The sequence below is a fragment of the Gordonia sp. LMA484 genome (genome assembly GCF_058129505.1).
The window spans coordinates 2,955,223-2,971,341 of sequence record NZ_CM176700.1 but is presented as its reverse complement, the minus strand read 5'-3'; the positions used below and the strand labels follow the sequence as shown (position 1 = coordinate 2,971,341).

Genomic DNA, 16,119 nt, shown 5'->3' with positions numbered 1-16,119 from the left:
GCAGGCGACCCCACGATCGGCCGGGGCGTCGAATCGGTGACAGAATGCCGCCATGTCCGAGATCGCGCATCGCACCCTGGCCGACTATCGTTCCGAGCGCTACCCACGCGACATGATCGGTTACGGTGCGACGCCGCCCGATCCGCAGTGGCCGGGTGGCGCGAAGATCGCGCTGCAATTCGTGCTGAACTACGAAGAGGGCTCCGAGAACAACGTCCTCGAGAACGACCGTGGCAGCGAGACCTTTCTCTCCGAGATGATCGGGGCACAGTCCTTCCCGAACCGTCACATGAGCATGGAATCGCTGTACGAGTACGGATCCCGCGCCGGGGTGTGGCGCATTCTCCGTACCTTTTCCCGGCGCGGCCTCCCGCTGACGATCTTCGCGGTGGCGCAGGCGATGGCGCGCAACCCCGAGGTGGTCGCGGCGTTCGCCGAGCGTGGCGACGAGATCGCCTGTCACGGATATCGATGGCTGAACTATCAGCTCGTCGACTCCGCGGTCGAGCGGGAACACATGCACGCCGCTGTCGATCTGCTCACCGAGATCACCGGAGAACACCCGCTCGGCTGGTACACCGGCCGCGACTCGCCGAACACCCGGCGGCTCGTCGTCGAGGAGGGGGGCTTCGCCTACGACTCCGACAGCTACGCCGACGACCTCCCGTACTGGGTCAAGGTGCCGCGGGGCGACGACGTCGTCGATCATCTAGTGGTGCCGTACACGCTCGACACCAACGACATGCGCTTCGCATCGCCCGGCGGGTTTCCGTCGGGCGAGCAGTTCTTCGCGCACCTGCGGGATGCGTTCGACGTGCTCTATGCGGAGGGAGTGGCAGGTTCACCGAAGATGCTCTCCGTCGGCCTGCACTGTCGCCTGGTCGGCCGTCCGGCACGTCTGGCCGCCCTCGAGCGGTTCCTCGACCACGTCCAATCGCACGACGACGTGTGGATCACCCGACGCATCGACATCGCCGATCACTGGCGCAGGATCCACCCCGCCTGAACACCGGTGCTGCGCCCGGGTCGACGAGAGGTCGGGTTCTGTCGGCGCGATTCGGGGTTCTGTCGGCGGCGAATTTTGGGCTCGCTCGACGAGGCGGGGACAATGAAGGCGTGACGACGCGCGTACTCATCCTCGGATCGACCGGATCGATCGGTGTGCAGGCACTGGAGGTCATCGCCGAGCATCCCGAGCGCTTCGAGGTGGTCGGCCTCGGCGCCGGTGGTGGCAACCTCGATCTGCTGCGCGAACAGGCGAAGGCGTTCCGAGTCCCGGCGAACGCGCTCGGTGTTGCCGACACGGCGGCCGCGCGAACCCTGTCCGACGACCTCGGCGCGCAGGTCCTCGGTGGCCCGGACGCGATGTGTGACCTGATCGACGCGGTCGACGCCGATGTGGTTCTCAACGCGGTCGTCGGGTCCATCGGGCTGCGTCCGAGCCTCGCCGCACTGCGGTCAGGGGCGCGACTCGCGCTGGCGAACAAGGAGTCCCTGATCGCGGGTGGATCTCTGGTGCTCGACGCCGCTGCGCCGGGACAGATCGTGCCCGTCGACTCCGAGCACTCGGCGATCGCGCAATGCCTGCGCGCCGGCGGCCCCGACGAGGTCGATCGCATCGTCCTGACCGCCTCCGGCGGCCCTTTCCGCGGGTGGACCCGCGAGGCACTCGAGGACGTCACCCCCGAGCAGGCGGGCCGGCACCCGACGTGGTCGATGGGGCCGATGATCACGCTGAACTCGGCGACGTTGGTCAACAAGGCACTCGAGGTCATCGAGGCCCACCTGCTGTTCGGTGTCGACTACGACCGCATCGACGTCACCGTCCATCCGCAGTCGATCGTGCACTCGATGGTGACCTTCGTCGACGGCGCAACCATGGCCAAGGCGTCCCCACCGTCGATGAAGCTGCCCATTGCCCTGGCGCTGGGCTGGCCGGACCGTGTTCCGGGGTCATCGACCGCCTGCGACTTCTCCACGGCGTCCGCGTGGACGTTCGAACCGGTCGACAACTCGGTATTCCCCGCGATCGATCTGGCCCGCGATGCCGGGCGCGGCGGGGGATCGCTCACCGCGGTGTACAACGCGGCCAACGAGGCGGCAGCCGAGGGTTTCTTCGCCGGCGCCATCCGGTTCCCTCGCATCGTCGAGATCATCCGTGAGGTGCTCGCCGAGGCAGATCAGTGGACTGCGCCGCCAGGTACTGTGGAAGACGTCTTGGCCGCCGACCAGTGGGCGCGGCATCGCGCCGCGCATCTGGTCACGGCATATGCGGATGGAGTGAGTAAGTGAGTTTCGCGCTCGGCGTGGTGCTGTTCGCCGCAGCGTTGCTGCTGTCGGTGGCGTGGCATGAATGCGGCCACATGTGGGCGGCGCAGGCGACCGGCATGAAGGTGCGCCGTTATTTCGTCGGCTTCGGCCCGACGCTCTGGTCGACCCGGCGAGGGGAGACCGAATACGGATTCAAGGCCTTCCCCCTCGGTGGGTTCTGCGACATCGCCGGGATGACCCCCTACGACGAGATCGCCGAGGAGGACCGTCCGCGGGCGATGTACCTGCAGAAGCCGTGGAAGCGGCTGGTGGTGCTCTTCGCCGGACCGGCCCAGAACTTCATCCTCGGATTCGTGCTGGTCCTCGTCGTCGGTTCGATCTGGGGATTGCCGAACATCTCCAAGGACCCGGTCCCGGCGACGGTGTCGCAGACCACGTGCGTGCCGGCGTCGACCACGTATTCCGACTCCGCGGACCCGGTCTCGACCCCGTGCTCGGGCGCCGGGCCGGCGGGTGCTGCCGGACTTCAGGCCGGCGACACGATCGTCGCGGTGAACGGGCAGTCGGTGTCCGACTACTCCGAGGTCTCCAAGCTCATCGGCGACAGTTCCGGGCCGGTGGGACTCACCGTGCAGCGTGGGGCCGAGCGCCTGGACTTCACGATCACTCCGCAGCCGGCGACCGTGGTGATCGATCAAGGCGGCACGACCTCGTCCGAGCAGACACACAAGGTCGGCATCACGTTCTCCCCGCCGCCGGCCATCAACCACTACGACGGGCTGGCTGTGGTCCCGGGGGCGTTCGCGTTCACCGGAGACCTGTTCGGCGCGACCTGGGATGCGCTGCTGTCGCTTCCGTCCAAGGTCGGGGCGTTGTGGACGGCGGTCACCGGAGGTGAGCGTTCCGCCGACACCCCGGTCAGCGTGTACGGCGCGTCGGTGATGGGTGGACAGGCGGTCGAGCGCGGGGCCTGGAGCATGTTCTTGATGCTGCTGATCAGCATCAACTTCTTCCTCGGCTTGTTCAATCTGGTGCCGCTACTACCGTTGGATGGTGGACACATGGCCATCGTCGGCTATGAGAAGGCACGTAACACCGTCCGGAGGTGGCTCGGCCGGGCCGCGGCCGGGCCGGTGGACTACATCCGACTGATGCCGATCACCTACGCCGTCGTGATCGTCATGGGCGGCTTCATGGTGCTGACGCTGACCGCCGACATCGTCAACCCGATCAAGATCTTCTGACGAGACCCACGTCGAACCCCAGCCAGTCGAACCCAACAGCCCCATCGTCATTCGAGGTGAATCAGATGAACGCCCCAACATCACCTGACGCGGTCCAGGTCGGGCTCGGCATGCCCGCATCGCCGCCGCCGGTCCTGGCGCCGCGGCGCAAGACCCGTCAGATCCAGGTCGGTTCCGTCGGTGTGGGCAGCGACCACCCGATCTCGGTGCAGTCGATGACCACCACCAAGACCCACGACATCAACGCGACGCTGCAGCAGATCGCCGAGCTCACCGCGTCGGGATGTGACATCGTCCGGGTGGCCTGCCCGCGCCCGGAGGACGCCGAGGCGCTGCCGATCATCGCCAAGAAGTCCAAGATCCCGGTGATCGCCGACATCCACTTCCAGCCGAAGTACATCTTTGCCGCGATCGACGCAGGCTGTGCCGCGGTGCGTGTGAACCCGGGCAACATCAAGGAGTTCGACGGTCGCGTCAAGGAGGTCGCGAAGGCCGCCGGCGCCGCGGGCATCCCGATCCGGATCGGCGTCAACGCGGGGTCCCTCGACAAGCGGATCATGCAGAAGTACGGCAAGGCCACCCCGGAGGCGCTCGTCGAATCGGCGCTCTGGGAGGCGAGCCTCTTCGAGGAGCACGGTTTCGGCGACATCAAGATCTCCGTCAAACACAATGACCCCGTCATCATGGTGGAGGCCTACCGACAGCTCGCCGCACAGTGCGACTACCCGCTGCATCTCGGCGTCACCGAGGCCGGTCCGTCGTTCCAGGGCACCATCAAATCGGCGGTCGCCTTCGGTGCATTGCTGTCCGAGGGCATCGGTGACACCATCCGTGTCTCGTTGTCGGCACCGCCGGCCGAGGAGATCAAGGTCGGCGACGCGATTCTGCAGTCGCTGAATCTGCGGCCCCGCAAGCTCGAGATCGTGTCTTGTCCGTCCTGTGGCCGGGCACAGGTCGACGTGTACAAGCTCGCCGACGAGGTGACGGCGGGACTGGAGGGTATGGAGGTGCCGCTGCGCGTCGCCGTGATGGGTTGCGTCGTCAACGGTCCGGGCGAGGCGCGCGAAGCCGACCTGGGGGTCGCGTCGGGCAACGGCAAGGGTCAGATCTTCGTCAAGGGCGAGGTCATCAAGACCGTCCCGGAAGCCGAGATCGTGGAGACATTGATCGAAGAAGCGCTGCGGATAGCGGGTGAGTCGGGTGACACTGGTGGTGACAGGGAAGCGGGTCCACCGGTCGTGACGGTCAGCTGATCACGGCGTAGGTGGCCACCGCCGACGGCCCCGCGGCCGTGGGACGCATCCCGCCGGACATGGCAGAGGGAGCGGTGGTGCTGAAGCTACTGGGCGATCGCCCGCTGGGCGCACGGGATGCGCCGGTGGTCGAACGGGTGTTGACGTCGGATCCGGTGGCGATGTGTATGGTCGCGGCGCGTTTCGAGACGCACGGTATCAATCCGCGGCTGCTGGGTGGCGAGCTGTGGACCGTCGACGATCCCCGTTCGTCGTTGTGCTTCTCCGGCGCCAATCTCATCCCGCTGGTCGGCTCGCCCGAGGAGATGGAAGGTTTCGCCGACCGCGCGGCGGCAGCACCTCGGTTGTGCTCGTCGATCGTCGGGCGTGCGGAAATGGTGTTGCCGCTGTGGGATCGGATCGAGCCCTGCTGGGGGCCGGCCCGGGAGGTGCGCGACAACCAGCCGCTGATGGCGCTCACCGGTCCGCCGATGGTCGCGCCCGACCCGCTCGTCCGACTCGTCACCCTCGACGACCTGGACGCATACCTGCCGGCCGCGATCGACATGTTCATCGGTGAGGTGGGTGTCGATCCGCGGGTGGGTGACGGGGGGCGTTCGTATCGGCGCCGACTGGCGTCGTTGATCACTGCGCAACGAGTGTTCGCGCGCTTCGACCACGGTGACGTCGTCTTCAAAGCGGAGATCGGTTCGTTGTCGCGCCGAGTCGGGCAGATCCAGGGTGTCTGGGTTGCGCCGGACCGTCGGGGCGAGGGGTTCGGCGCGGGCGGCACCGCAGCGGTCGCCGCCGCCATCATCGGGCTCGGCCGCACTCCCAGCCTCTACGTCAACAACTTCAATCTGCCTGCGCGCGAAGTGTATCGGCAGGTCGGCTTCAGTGAGGTCGGCAGCTTCGCGACCGTTCTGGTCGACTGAGTCGCGCGGCCGGCCCGCCCGAGGAGGCTGCCGCGGCGCGGATCGGTGGCGGACATCACCTGGTGAGTGTGATCCCGGCACAGTTGCGGTCTACCTCGGTGGTCGGGCTCGGTGGTCGGCCCATCCGGCATCCGCGGTGATCGCGATCGGTCATACGGCCGGCAAACCCGCACGATTGCCACCGCGTGGCGCAGCGGATTTTCATGGTGCAGCGCCATATCATCGACACTGATGTTGCAGATGAGACGGCGAGTAATCAGTGTGGCCTGTGTTTCGGTCAGCGCTGCGTTGACACTGGGCGTTGCCGGATGCGCAACGGTGGACGACGGACCGCGCCAGGCCGTGGAACGGTTCCTCGCCGCGTTCGGCGCCAAGAACACCGCTGAGGCCGCCGATCTCACCGACGATCCGCAACAAGCCCGCAGCGGCCTCGATGCCGCGTGGGTCGGACTGGCCGCCGAGAAACTCACCGCGAGTACGGGAAAGGCGCGCGTCAACGGGGACATCGCCGACATCGACGTCACCTATCACTGGGATCTGCCGCGCGGCCGGGAGTGGAGCTACCCGGCCCGGGTGAATCTGGCACGGTCGGACTCCGGCTGGTCGGTGCGCTGGACCTCAACCGATATCCACCCGGATCTCGGTGCCAATCAACGACTTTCGCTGCAGATGGTGGACGCGCCGCGGGCCACCGTGAACGAATCCGACGGTTCGGAGGTGCTGGTCAACGGGTCGGTGATCGGGATCAACTTCGACGCGAAACAGGCCGCGGCGAACGGATCGGTGGCTGATTCGGTCACCCGCCTCGTCGGGGCCCTGCAGGGCTACGCACCCGGCCTGTCCGCGCAGACGATCGCCGAGGAGTCGACCGCGAGCGACGGGCCGTATCCGATCACGCGGTTGTCCGAGCGCGATTTCGACCGGCTCCGTGATCGATTGGCCATTCCCGGCGTCGTGCACAATGTGCAGGCCGAACTCGTCCCCAAGAACCCGGATTTCGCGCCCGCATTGCTGACCGAGGTCAAGAAGGTCGTCAACAGCGAGGTCGATGGGCGGGTCGGCTGGCGGGTCGTGACCGTCAATCCCAACGGACTCGACGCCGATGTCCTCGCCGACCACGCACCCAAGCCGGCCCCGGCCATCTCGCTGAGTCTGTCGCGGCAGGTTCAGACCGCGGCGCAACGCGCCGTCGACGCCACCAACCGGTTCCAGATAGCGATGGTGGTCATCCAGCCCTCGACCGGCAACATCCTCGCCGTCGCGCAGAACAAGGCAGCGGACCGAAACGGGCCGATCGCGACCTCCGGCCTGTATCCGCCCGGTTCGACCTTCAAGATGGTCACTGCGGCCTCGGCGATCAGCCGCAACCTTGCTCACCCGGGATCGATGGTGCCCTGTCCCGGTGAGATCGAGATCGGTCCTCGCCGGATCCCCAACTACGATCGCTTCTCGCTCGGCACGGTGCCGATGCTGCAGGCGTTCGCCAGTTCGTGCAACACGACGTTTGCGTACCTCGCCAGCAAGATGGGGCCCTCGGATCTCGCGCACACCGCTGCGGCGATGGGCATCGGTCAGAACTATGACATCGCCGGCCTCGACGTCGTATCCGGTTCGGTGCCGATCGCGCCGGAACTGGTCGCACGCACCGAGGATGGATTCGGTCAGGGAAAAGTATTGGTGAGCCCGTTCGGTCTGGCCATGGTCGCGGCGACGGTGGCGCACAACGGCGAGGCGCCGGTACCGCAACTGATCCTCGGCAAGCCGACGAAGATAGAGGGCCCACAGCCGACACTGGATCCCTCGGTGATCGCCGAACTGCGTCCGATGATGCGGGCCGTGGTCACCCAGGGCACCGGTACCGTCATCGCCGACGAGGGAACGGTCCTCGGCAAGACCGGTGAGGCAGAGTTCGCCGGTGGGTCGCATGCCTGGTTCGCCGGCTACCGCGGCGACCTCGCCTTCGCGACGTTGGTGGTTCGAGGCGGGGACTCCAACAACGCCGTCGGCGTGACTCGGGACTTCTTCTCGTTCCTGCCGCCCGGGTACGCGGCCGGCGCGCGCTCCTGACCGAGGTCAGATCGTCGCTCCACTTCCATCCGCACCTGGGAAGGTCAGCCGGGCACAGCTTGATCGGACACCGACCGGGCGCCGGCGGCGCGGAACGCCGATGGGACGACAGCGAGGCCGTGGACGAATGTGCTCGCGGCTACGCGACGAGCGTGTCCGCCGCTGCCGCCATGTGCGCGGCGACGGTCGCGGCGGCCTTGTCCGCGTCACCGGTGGCGATGGCATCGACGATGTCCAGGTGACGTCGCGCGTCCATGTTGCGGATGCCACGGTCGACTCCGGCGAACATCCAACAAGATTCCCGGGGTCCGCGCGGTGACCGCGCACGACAGCTTCTCGGTCGAACGGGCGATCCTATCGAATGACGCACAGATCCTCTGTTTCGGCCAGCGCGTCATGGGTGTCGACCTGGCGCGGGAATGGCTCGGTTACCGATTCGACCCGGCGTCGGCATCGGCCGAGAAGGTCGCGGCGATCGGGGATTATGAGCGGATTCCCGCTGTGAGCTGATGCCCGCTGTGAGCTGATGCCCGCCGTGAGCTGGTGCCTGCCACGAGCTGGTGCCCGCGGCGAGCTCATTTCAGGATTGAGTCACCTGGATATACCACTAGGTACGTCGCGGCACGATGATCGGTTGCCCGGACTCCGGATGGTCCCAGATCTCCACCGGGTGATCGTAGGTCTTCGACAACAGTTCGGCGGTCATAACGTCGCGGGTCGGACCGTGGGCCAGCAGGTGGCCGTCCTTCATCAACGCCACCCGGTCGGCGTAGGCCGCGGCGAGCGACAGATCGTGCACCACGAGCAGGACGGCGGCACCGCGATCACGGGCGGCCCGCAGGATGTCGAGCACCGACTCCTGGTGGTGGATGTCGAGCGCCGCCGTCGGCTCGTCGAGCAGCATCACCGGTGCCTCCTGGGCCAGCGCCCGGGCGATCGAGACCCGCGCCTGCTGCCCGCCCGACAACTGCGCGAAGGGACGGTCGGCGATGTCCGTCAGATCGCAGGAGTTGATCGCCGTATCGATGACCTCCGGCGATCTCACCGCATCGGGGGTGCGCAGCCAGGGGTAACGACCCATCTCGACGACCTCGATCACCGAGAACGGGGTGTCGGTCCGGTTGTGCTGTGTGACGAAGGAACGCAGCCGGGCGAGTTCGCGCGACGAGACCTTCGACACCTCGTGCTCGTCGATGTGGACGGTGCCGTTCTCGGGCCCGCGTAATCCGGCCAGCACCGACAGCAGCGTCGACTTCCCGCAGCCGTTCGGGCCGACGAGCGCCAGCAAGCACCCGGGATCGACATGCAGCGACACATCTTTCACCACGTCGCGGCCGCCGAGGCGCACGGTGATGTGTTCGGCGACGATGCCGGAGGTGCCGATGGCCATGCTCACCATCCCGCCCCGGCGCGCCGACTGCGTCGCAGCAGGATGAAGAACACCGGGCCGCCGATCAGCGAGGTGAACATGCCCAGCGGAAGGTCGGCGTCGCCGAGCATGGTCCGGGCGGCGAGGTCGGCGGCGGTGATGACGAGGGCTCCGCCGACAACGCTGGCCGGCAGCAGGATCGCGTGGCGCGGGCCGACGATCAGGCGCAGGACGTGCGGCACAACCAGGCCCACGAACATGATGATCCCGGCGAAGGCGACGGCCGCCGCGGTGAGGATCGACACCAGGACGATCACCTGGCGCCGCACCACTTCGACGTTGACACCCAGCGAGGCGGCCTGGATCTCGCCGAGCGCGAGCAGATCGAGTTTGTGCACGAGAACCAGCGAGGCGGCCACCGCGGCCACGATGAGCGGGGCGGCCACCCAGATCTCGTCCCAGGTGGTCCCGGCCAGCGAGCCCAATTGCCAGAACACGATCTGTTCGCGGGCTGCGGTCGACGCCACGAATGTGAGGTAGGCGATGATGCCGAGCGCGAACGCGTTCACCGCGATTCCGGTGAGCACCAACATGATCGCCGAGGTGGAACCGTCGCGGAGCGACAGCAGGTAGACCGATGCCGCGGTGAACAGCCCGAACACGAACGCGGCGCCGGCCAGCGCCCAGTCGTTGGCCGTTCCGCCACCGAGCACGATCATCAGGCACGCGCCGACGGCCGCGCCGGACGAGACCCCGATGATGCCCGGTTCGGCGAGCGGGTTGGCGAGAACACCCTGCAACAGACAGCCACCCGCGCCGAGCGCGGCCCCGACGAGCAGCCCCAGCACGATGCGTGGGAACCGGACATTCCACAGTGCGGCTTCGCCGTTGGGGTGGGAGGGCAGCGGTCCGACCTGCAGATGGAAGTGGTGCGCGAGGCTGCCGAGGACCTCCGTGGGAGGCACGTCGACCTTGCCGATCCCGGCCGACACGACGACGAGCGCGGCCGTCGCGACCAGCAGCACGGTCATCGCGACGATGTTGCGGGTGCGCCGCCGGCCGCGCTGATCGTCGGCGAGCCGGGACGACACCCGTCCGGTGGTCGGTGCGCTCATGTGTAGATGGCCCCGGCCAGGGATGCGAGCACCTCGCCGACATCGGGTCCGAACGCCAAGATCTTGGTCTCGTCCATCTGCACCACCCGGCGGTGCCGGCCGGCATCGGTCTCGGCGATGCCCGGCAGGCCCAGCACACCGTCGAGCCCCCCGACGGTGTCGGCGCCCTGTGTCATGACCAGGATCACGTTGGGATCGGCCTTGATCATCGCCTCGGCACTGATCGCGGTGAACGCGCCGGACAGGTCGGCTTCCTCGCCGGCGTCGCGCCCGCCGAGGTGGGCGATCAGGTCGTCGGCGCCGGAGCCGGGTCCGGCCAGCAGGATCAGGTTGCGACCGCGAATGTAGACGAAGGCGATCACCGGATCACCGGATGGCGAGGGAACGAGTTCGCGCGCCTGCTTCACCTGGCGGTCGGTTCGCGCGACGAGTTGCTCGCCCTGGGTGGGTACGCCGAGGGCACCTGCGACGGAGCGGATGAGTGCGTCGTTGGCGTCGAGGCTGCGGGTACCGGGGAAGAGGATGACCGGTACACCCGACTCACGGATCTGGTCGACCGCGGCCGCCGGCACCGTGTTCTCGTCGGCGAGCAGCACGGTGGGGTTCCGCGCGAGCACCGCCTCCGCGTTGAGGCTGTGACCGCGGTTGGTGACCACCGGTACCGCCGAGGCCGAGGGGAACGCGGTCGAGGTGTCGCGACCGACGACGTGTGACCCCATGCCCAGCGAGTACACGATGCTCCCGAGGGTGCCGTTGATGTCGACGGCGATGATCCGGTTCGTGTCGGTGACCGTCACCTTTCCGTACCGGATCGAATCGACGGTCACCGGCAGGGTCGGTGACGGATCGCGAGCGATGGGGTCGACGTCCTTCTGCGCGAGTTCAGCCGTCTGGGGGCCGTTGCGCAGGTGCGCCGTGGGTGACACCGTGTCGTGGGTCTGCTCGATCGGCTCGACGAAACACGCCGTGGTGGAGCCGACCGACAGCAGTACGACCGCGACGAGGAGTGAGCGCACGACGCTGCCGATTCTGGTGACTCTGCTCACCGGCTCACCCGCGTCACGATTCCTCCGCACTCGCCGTCTCCCACGTTCGCTTAGTCTCACCTTAGTCACGGGCACCGCCGCGCCCGACAACGCTGGTCGGGCGGGGGTGGGGGCACCCGGGTTCGACCGGTGCCGTCGAGGCCGGCTCCGCCGGGCCTCTTGGATAAGGTGGGATCCATGACTGTTCGCGCTGCCCTGCGACCCGGCACGGTGTCGCCCACCCGCCCGGTCCCGGATTCGATCGCACGGCCGGAGTACGCGTGGAAGCCGACGGCCGACGAAGGCCACGAGCCCTGGGTGCAGACCCCGGACACGATCGAGAAGATGAGGGTCGCCGGGCGGATCGCGGCCAATGCGCTCGCCGAGGCGGGTAAGGCCGTCGCACCCGGGGTGACCACCGACGAGCTCGACCGGGTCGCGCACGAGTACATGATCGACCACGGCGCGTACCCGTCGACTCTCGGTTACAAGGGATTTCCCAAATCGTGCTGCACCTCGCTCAACGAGGTGATCTGCCACGGCATCCCGGACTCCACCGTCATCTCCGACGGTGACATCGTGAACATCGATGTGACGGCATACGTCGACGGCGTGCACGGCGACACCAACGCCACCTTCCTGGCCGGTGAGGTGTCGACCGAGGCGGCGGACCTCGTCGAGCGGACCCGGATCGCGACCGAACGGGCGATCAAGGCGGTCAAGCCCGGTCGTGAGCTCAACGTCATCGGTCGCGTCATCGAGGCCTACGCCAACCGGTTCGGCTACAACGTGGTGCGCGACTTCACCGGGCACGGCATCGGCGAGACCTTTCACAACGGGCTGGTGATCCTGCACTACGACCAGCCGAACGTGGACACCGTCATCGAGCCGGGCATGGTCTTCACCATCGAACCGATGATCAATCTCGGCGGACTCGGGTATGAGATCTGGGACGACGGCTGGACGGTCGTCACGAACGACAAGAAGTGGACCGCCCAGTTCGAGCACACTCTCGTGGTCACCGAGGACGGCGCGGAGATCCTGACCCTGCCCGACCAGTGATCGAGCGGTCGTGACGGGTGCGCTGCTCATCGGCGGCACCAGCTCCGACGCGGGCAAGAGTCTCATCGTCGCCGGTCTGTGCCGTCTGCTGCGTCGGCGGGGGATCACGGTGGCGCCGTTCAAGGCGCAGAACATGTCGAACAACTCTGCGGTCACCATCGACGGCGGCGAGATCGGTCGGGCCCAGGCGTTGCAGGCGTACGCCTGCGGTCTGGAACCGTCCACTCGCTTCAACCCGGTGCTGCTCAAGCCGGGCAGTGACCGTCGCTCGCACGTGGTGATCCGTGGGCAGCCCGCCGGCGACGTCGGCGCCCGCGACTACCAGTCATGGCGAACCCGACTGAGCGGCATCGTCGCAGATGAACTCGCTTCCCTCCGGAACGATTTCGACGTGGTCATCTGCGAGGGGGCCGGCTCGGTGGCGGAGATCAACCTGCGTGCCACCGACCTCGCGAACATGGGACTCGCCCGCGCGGCCGGCCTTCCGGTGCTGGTCGTCAGCGACATCGACCGCGGTGGGTCGCTGGCACACCTGTTCGGCACCACGGCCGTGCTCGACCCCGACGACCAGCGGTTGATCGCCGGTTATGTCATCAACAAATTCCGTGGCGACCCGGCGATCCTGGCGCCCGGCCTGCAACAGCTGCACGCACTGACCGGCCGGCCGACCCTCGGGGTGGTCCCGTTCCGCACCGATCTGTGGATCGACGCCGAGGACTCGCTGGCCGTGCCGGTCGGGCGGCGCGTCGGCCCGCACGACGACGGCGGGCACGATCCCGGCGGCGTGCGGCTGTCGGTCGCCGCGATCCGCCTGCCGCGGGTGTCGAACACGACCGACGTCGAGGCGCTGGGCTGTGAACCCGGCGTGGACGTCACCTGGGTCGACGACCCCGCGAGCGTGCGGTCGGCGGATCTGGTGGTGCTGCCCGGAACGCGGGCCACGGTGTCGGATCTGGCGTGGCTGCGCGCGCGAGGTCTCGCCGATGCGGTCGTCGAACGGGCACTCGGGGACAGGCCGCTGATCGGGGTCTGCGGGGGCTTCCAGATGTTGGCCCGGCGTATCGACGATCCGGTCGAGTCGGGGACGGGACCCGTCGACGGGCTCGGTGTCCTCGACATCGAGATCGCGTTCGACCACGACAAGGTCCTCCGGCAGGTGACCGGGATGGGCGCGGGACACGTGATCAGCGGCTACGAGATCCATCACGGACGGGTGCGGTCCTCGGGTGAACAGCACTGGATCGTCGACGCGCAGCACGGTCGGGAGGGGGCCGTACGCGGCGCGGTCCGGGGTACCCACTGGCATGGCCTGCTCGCCGGGGACGCATTCCGGCGCGACTTGTTGCGCCGCGTCGCGGACCAGTGCGGCAAGCCCGGCTTCGTCGTCGCCGAGACGACGGTGGTCGACGAGATCCGCGACACCCAGGTCGACCTGATCGCCGACCTGATCGGCGAGCACCTCGACATCGCTGCCATCGAGACGCTGCTGGAGCGCGGAGCCGACCCGCACGCGCCGGTGATCCGTCACGCGGTCCGGTGATCGGAGGGCGCCATCGCCGGATGCGCCCGCAGATGCGCCCTGGCGAAGCGCCCGCGAGATGCGCCCCGGAAAAGCGTCCCAGACATGCGCCCCGGCGAGGCCCGCCGTGGACATGGTGTTCCTGGCGGTCTTCACCAGGGTGCATTCCTGGGGCGCATCTCAGAGGTGCTCTTCCGGGGGACGCGCGGTCCCGACGACCGCGCCGACCGGGGAATCGGGTTCTCGCCTATCCTGGGCCGGTGGACACGCAACAGCGCGCCGTTCAGGTCGGCGAACACACGTTCGACATCCGCACCGGGGGGCCGGCGGACGGCAAGTGGGTGCTTCTTCTGCACGGGTTCCCGGTCAACAGTTCCTGCTTCGACGACGTGGTTCCCCGGCTTCATGAAAGTGGTTTGCGCACAATCGTTTTCGATCAGCGAGGGTACAGCCCCGGGGCGCGTCCCGAGGCGGTGGCCGACTACCGCCTCGACCTGTTGGTCGCCGACGCGATCGGCGTTCTCGACGCCGTCGGGGTGCAGTACGCGATGCTCGTCGGCCACGATTGGGGCGGGATCGTCGCGTGGCATCTCGCCGGCAAGCATCCGGACCGGTTCACCGGCCTGGTGGCGGCGAGTACGGGACATCCGTCGGCGATGCGCGACGCCCTCGATTCCAGTGACCAACGTGAACGGTCCACGTACATCAAGGATTTCATCGCCGAAGGCGCCGAGGACAAGTTGCTCGCGCGCAACGGCGCGCTGCTACGACGTACCGGGATCACCGCCGAGGAGATGGCCCCGCTGCTCGAACCCGGCGCCCTGACCGCAGCTCTCAACTGGTACCGGGCCAATTTCACCGGCAACATCGCCGAGACACTGGCCTGCCCAGCGGTGGAGATTCCCGCCACGATGATCTGGGGAGACGAGGACTCCGCCCTCGGGCGCGAACAGGCCGAGCGCAGCGGCCGCTACGCGTACTCGGACTTCCGTTTCTGCGAGCTCGCAGGTGTGGGTCATTGGATCCCACAGCAGGCCAGCGCGGCGCTGGCATCCGAGATCGCGCTGCGGTCGACGGTTTTCTGACCTCCACATCACAGCCGTTCCTCGCGGGGCCAGCGGTCGCCGGCGAAGTCGGGTATCGGCCCGAGCCGGTTGGGGTAGTGGTCGGTCCGAACAGGAGTAGTCGCCTACTCGTGCTTTGTGCGGCGTCGACGACGAGCATCGATGCATGGCCGCGCTCAGATATCGGATCGCCCCCGCGGGGGCGGGATGTCTCGGACTCGTGGCGCTCGCCGCCATCGCGACGGTGATCATCGCGGGCTGTACCAAGAACGTCGAACCGGAGTCCAGCCAGGTGCTGCTCGAGGCGGCGACGTCCCAGGGTGACTCGCCCTGGACCGAATCCGTCGCCGAGCCGGTGGATCTGTCGAAGGTCGTCACCTTGGACGCCAGGGTCACGGGCCCCGCCGGTCAGGCATCTGCGGCCGATGGATCGGTGGTCGGACTCTACGGTGGCACCAACGATCAGACGGTGTGCGACACCCACCAGCTCGTCGACTTTCTGCAATCCGATCCCGCCAAGGCCGCGGCGTGGCGCGATGTCCTCGGAGTGGGAGACATCCCCGACTACGTCGATTCGCTACGGCAGGTCGTGCTGCTTCGCGACACCGTCGTCACCGACCACGGTTACCAAGACGGGCACGCGACGGCCGTGGATGCTCTGCTGCAGTCCGGGACCGCGATCCTGGTGGACGGCAGCTGGGTTCCCCGGGTGCGCTGTGCCAGTGGCAGTCCGCTGACGCCGGCCGACGTCGCTCTGGACAACGTGACGTACACGGGTCCACAGTGGGCGAACCTGGACACCCACAAGGTGGTCGCGCCGTCCGCGCCGCATGTTGACAGCAGCTCGGTGGCACCCAGCGCATCCGAGCCCGGACCGTCGGTCTCCGAACCTGTTTCCGGCGACGTCCCGCCCCCTGACATGAGCTCGTCGGAGCCGCCCGTGGTGCAACCGGGCGATGGTGATCAACCTGACACCGGTGGCGGTGACGTGTCCGAGGCGCCCGGCGACGGTGGAGCGCCCCCCGCTGACGAGCAGGCTCCCGCCGAGCCGGGGGCCGGGGACTCGGGCGGTCAAGCGCCGGCCGGGCAGGGCGCGGTGGAACCAGGCGCTGCGGAACCAGGCGTTGGGGAACAAGGCGCAGGTCAACAGGGCGCCGCCGGAGGGGGCAGCGGACAAGCCGGAGCCGCTTCCCAGGTCGCCGGCGTCTCCTGAGAG

General features: G+C 67.9%; 14 protein-coding genes and 1 pseudogene. 11 read left to right on the top strand and 4 right to left on the bottom strand.

Going from position 1 to position 16,119, the window contains the following annotated elements; all coding sequences use genetic code 11:
- Positions 1-52 precede the first annotated feature (52 nt).
- The 6 genes from puuE (at position 53) to AC4AMJ_RS13025 (ending at position 7,749) form a co-directional block, all read left to right on the top strand.
- A complete protein-coding gene (gene puuE, locus AC4AMJ_RS13050; RefSeq protein WP_489894541.1) occupies positions 53-1,006 on the top strand; it encodes an allantoinase PuuE in 954 nt (317 codons plus the stop codon).
- Between the two features lie 110 nt (positions 1,007-1,116).
- Complete coding sequence (gene dxr / locus AC4AMJ_RS13045; protein ID WP_489918237.1) at positions 1,117-2,292, top strand: 1-deoxy-D-xylulose-5-phosphate reductoisomerase; 1,176 nt, start codon at positions 1,117-1,119, stop codon at positions 2,290-2,292.
- Positions 2,289-3,515 carry a M50 family metallopeptidase gene (locus tag AC4AMJ_RS13040; RefSeq protein ID WP_489918236.1) on the top strand — a complete coding sequence of 409 codons (1,227 nt, stop codon included), beginning with the start codon at positions 2,289-2,291 and terminating at the stop codon, positions 3,513-3,515. Before dxr ends, AC4AMJ_RS13040 begins: the two co-directional genes overlap by 4 nt.
- A gap of 65 nt (positions 3,516-3,580) precedes the next feature.
- The gene (gene ispG, locus AC4AMJ_RS13035; RefSeq protein ID WP_489894548.1) at positions 3,581-4,768 is read left to right on the top strand and encodes a flavodoxin-dependent (E)-4-hydroxy-3-methylbut-2-enyl-diphosphate synthase; all 1,188 of its coding nucleotides are present in this window, start codon (positions 3,581-3,583) and stop codon (positions 4,766-4,768) included.
- A 77-nt stretch (positions 4,769-4,845) separates the two neighbouring features.
- Positions 4,846-5,682, top strand: coding sequence for a GNAT family N-acetyltransferase (locus tag AC4AMJ_RS13030; protein ID WP_489900843.1), 837 nt, complete (start codon positions 4,846-4,848; stop codon positions 5,680-5,682).
- Positions 5,683-5,913: 231 nt separating this feature from the next.
- Positions 5,914-7,749 carry a penicillin-binding transpeptidase domain-containing protein gene (locus AC4AMJ_RS13025; RefSeq protein ID WP_489918235.1) on the top strand — a complete coding sequence of 612 codons (1,836 nt, stop codon included), beginning with the start codon at positions 5,914-5,916 and terminating at the stop codon, positions 7,747-7,749.
- 139 nt (positions 7,750-7,888) lie between these two features.
- On the opposite strand, the gene AC4AMJ_RS13020 is transcribed toward AC4AMJ_RS13025, so the two are convergent.
- Positions 7,889-8,005: a hypothetical protein gene (locus tag AC4AMJ_RS13020; protein ID WP_489918424.1), complete on the bottom strand. Its 117-nt coding sequence runs from the start codon at positions 8,003-8,005 to the stop codon at positions 7,889-7,891.
- On the opposite strand from AC4AMJ_RS13020, the pseudogene AC4AMJ_RS13015 reads away from it, so the two are divergent.
- Positions 7,990-8,259: pseudogene (locus AC4AMJ_RS13015) on the top strand (RpiB/LacA/LacB family sugar-phosphate isomerase); the annotation flags it as partial. The gene AC4AMJ_RS13020 and the pseudogene AC4AMJ_RS13015 overlap by 16 nt on opposite strands.
- Before the next feature lie 97 nt (positions 8,260-8,356).
- Here the strand turns inward: AC4AMJ_RS13015 and AC4AMJ_RS13010 are convergent.
- Genes AC4AMJ_RS13010 through AC4AMJ_RS13000 form a run of 3 tightly spaced genes read right to left on the bottom strand, consistent with a single transcriptional unit; the run spans position 8,357 to position 11,249 of the window.
- Positions 8,357-9,139 (bottom strand): heme ABC transporter ATP-binding protein, encoded by a 783-nt coding sequence (locus tag AC4AMJ_RS13010; protein ID WP_489918234.1) that lies wholly within the window; start codon positions 9,137-9,139, stop codon positions 8,357-8,359.
- 2 nt (positions 9,140-9,141) lie between these two features.
- Complete coding sequence (locus tag AC4AMJ_RS13005; RefSeq protein ID WP_489894571.1) at positions 9,142-10,233, bottom strand: FecCD family ABC transporter permease; 1,092 nt, start codon at positions 10,231-10,233, stop codon at positions 9,142-9,144.
- Positions 10,230-11,249 (bottom strand): heme/hemin ABC transporter substrate-binding protein, encoded by a 1,020-nt coding sequence (locus AC4AMJ_RS13000; protein WP_489900847.1) that lies wholly within the window; start codon positions 11,247-11,249, stop codon positions 10,230-10,232. The genes AC4AMJ_RS13005 and AC4AMJ_RS13000 overlap by 4 nt, the downstream gene beginning before the upstream one ends.
- A 207-nt stretch (positions 11,250-11,456) precedes the next feature.
- Here AC4AMJ_RS13000 and map point away from each other — a divergent pair, with 207 nt between their 5' ends.
- From map to AC4AMJ_RS12980, 4 genes are all read left to right on the top strand, one after another.
- The gene (map, locus tag AC4AMJ_RS12995) at positions 11,457-12,320 is read left to right on the top strand and encodes a type I methionyl aminopeptidase (RefSeq protein ID WP_489918233.1); all 864 of its coding nucleotides are present in this window, start codon (positions 11,457-11,459) and stop codon (positions 12,318-12,320) included.
- Positions 12,321-12,330: 10 nt separating this feature from the next.
- Positions 12,331-13,860 (top strand): cobyric acid synthase, encoded by a 1,530-nt coding sequence (locus AC4AMJ_RS12990; RefSeq protein ID WP_489918232.1) that lies wholly within the window; start codon positions 12,331-12,333, stop codon positions 13,858-13,860.
- A 239-nt stretch (positions 13,861-14,099) separates the two neighbouring features.
- Complete coding sequence (locus tag AC4AMJ_RS12985; protein ID WP_489894577.1) at positions 14,100-14,924, top strand: alpha/beta fold hydrolase; 825 nt, start codon at positions 14,100-14,102, stop codon at positions 14,922-14,924.
- A 145-nt stretch (positions 14,925-15,069) separates the two neighbouring features.
- The gene (locus tag AC4AMJ_RS12980) at positions 15,070-16,116 is read left to right on the top strand and encodes a DUF6777 domain-containing protein (protein WP_489918231.1); all 1,047 of its coding nucleotides are present in this window, start codon (positions 15,070-15,072) and stop codon (positions 16,114-16,116) included.
- The last annotated feature ends 3 nt before the right edge of the window (positions 16,117-16,119 follow it).

Bases quoted from the DNA above. Each gene is read 5' to 3' on its own strand.
- AC4AMJ_RS13025 (WP_489918235.1), top strand. From the start codon at position 5,914: ATGTTGCAGATGAGACGGCGAGTAATCAGTGTGGCCTGTGTTTCGGTC.
- AC4AMJ_RS13005 (WP_489894571.1), bottom strand. From the start codon at position 10,233: ATGAGCGCACCGACCACCGGACGGGTGTCGTCCCGGCTCGCCGACGAT.
- AC4AMJ_RS13020 (WP_489918424.1), bottom strand. From the start codon at position 8,005: ATGGACGCGCGACGTCACCTGGACATCGTCGATGCCATCGCCACCGGT.
- map (WP_489918233.1), top strand. From the start codon at position 11,457: ATGACTGTTCGCGCTGCCCTGCGACCCGGCACGGTGTCGCCCACCCGC.
- puuE (WP_489894541.1), top strand. From the start codon at position 53: ATGTCCGAGATCGCGCATCGCACCCTGGCCGACTATCGTTCCGAGCGC.
- ispG (WP_489894548.1), top strand. From the start codon at position 3,581: ATGAACGCCCCAACATCACCTGACGCGGTCCAGGTCGGGCTCGGCATG.
- AC4AMJ_RS12980 (WP_489918231.1), top strand. From the start codon at position 15,070: ATGGCCGCGCTCAGATATCGGATCGCCCCCGCGGGGGCGGGATGTCTC.
- AC4AMJ_RS13010 (WP_489918234.1), bottom strand. From the start codon at position 9,139: ATGGCCATCGGCACCTCCGGCATCGTCGCCGAACACATCACCGTGCGC.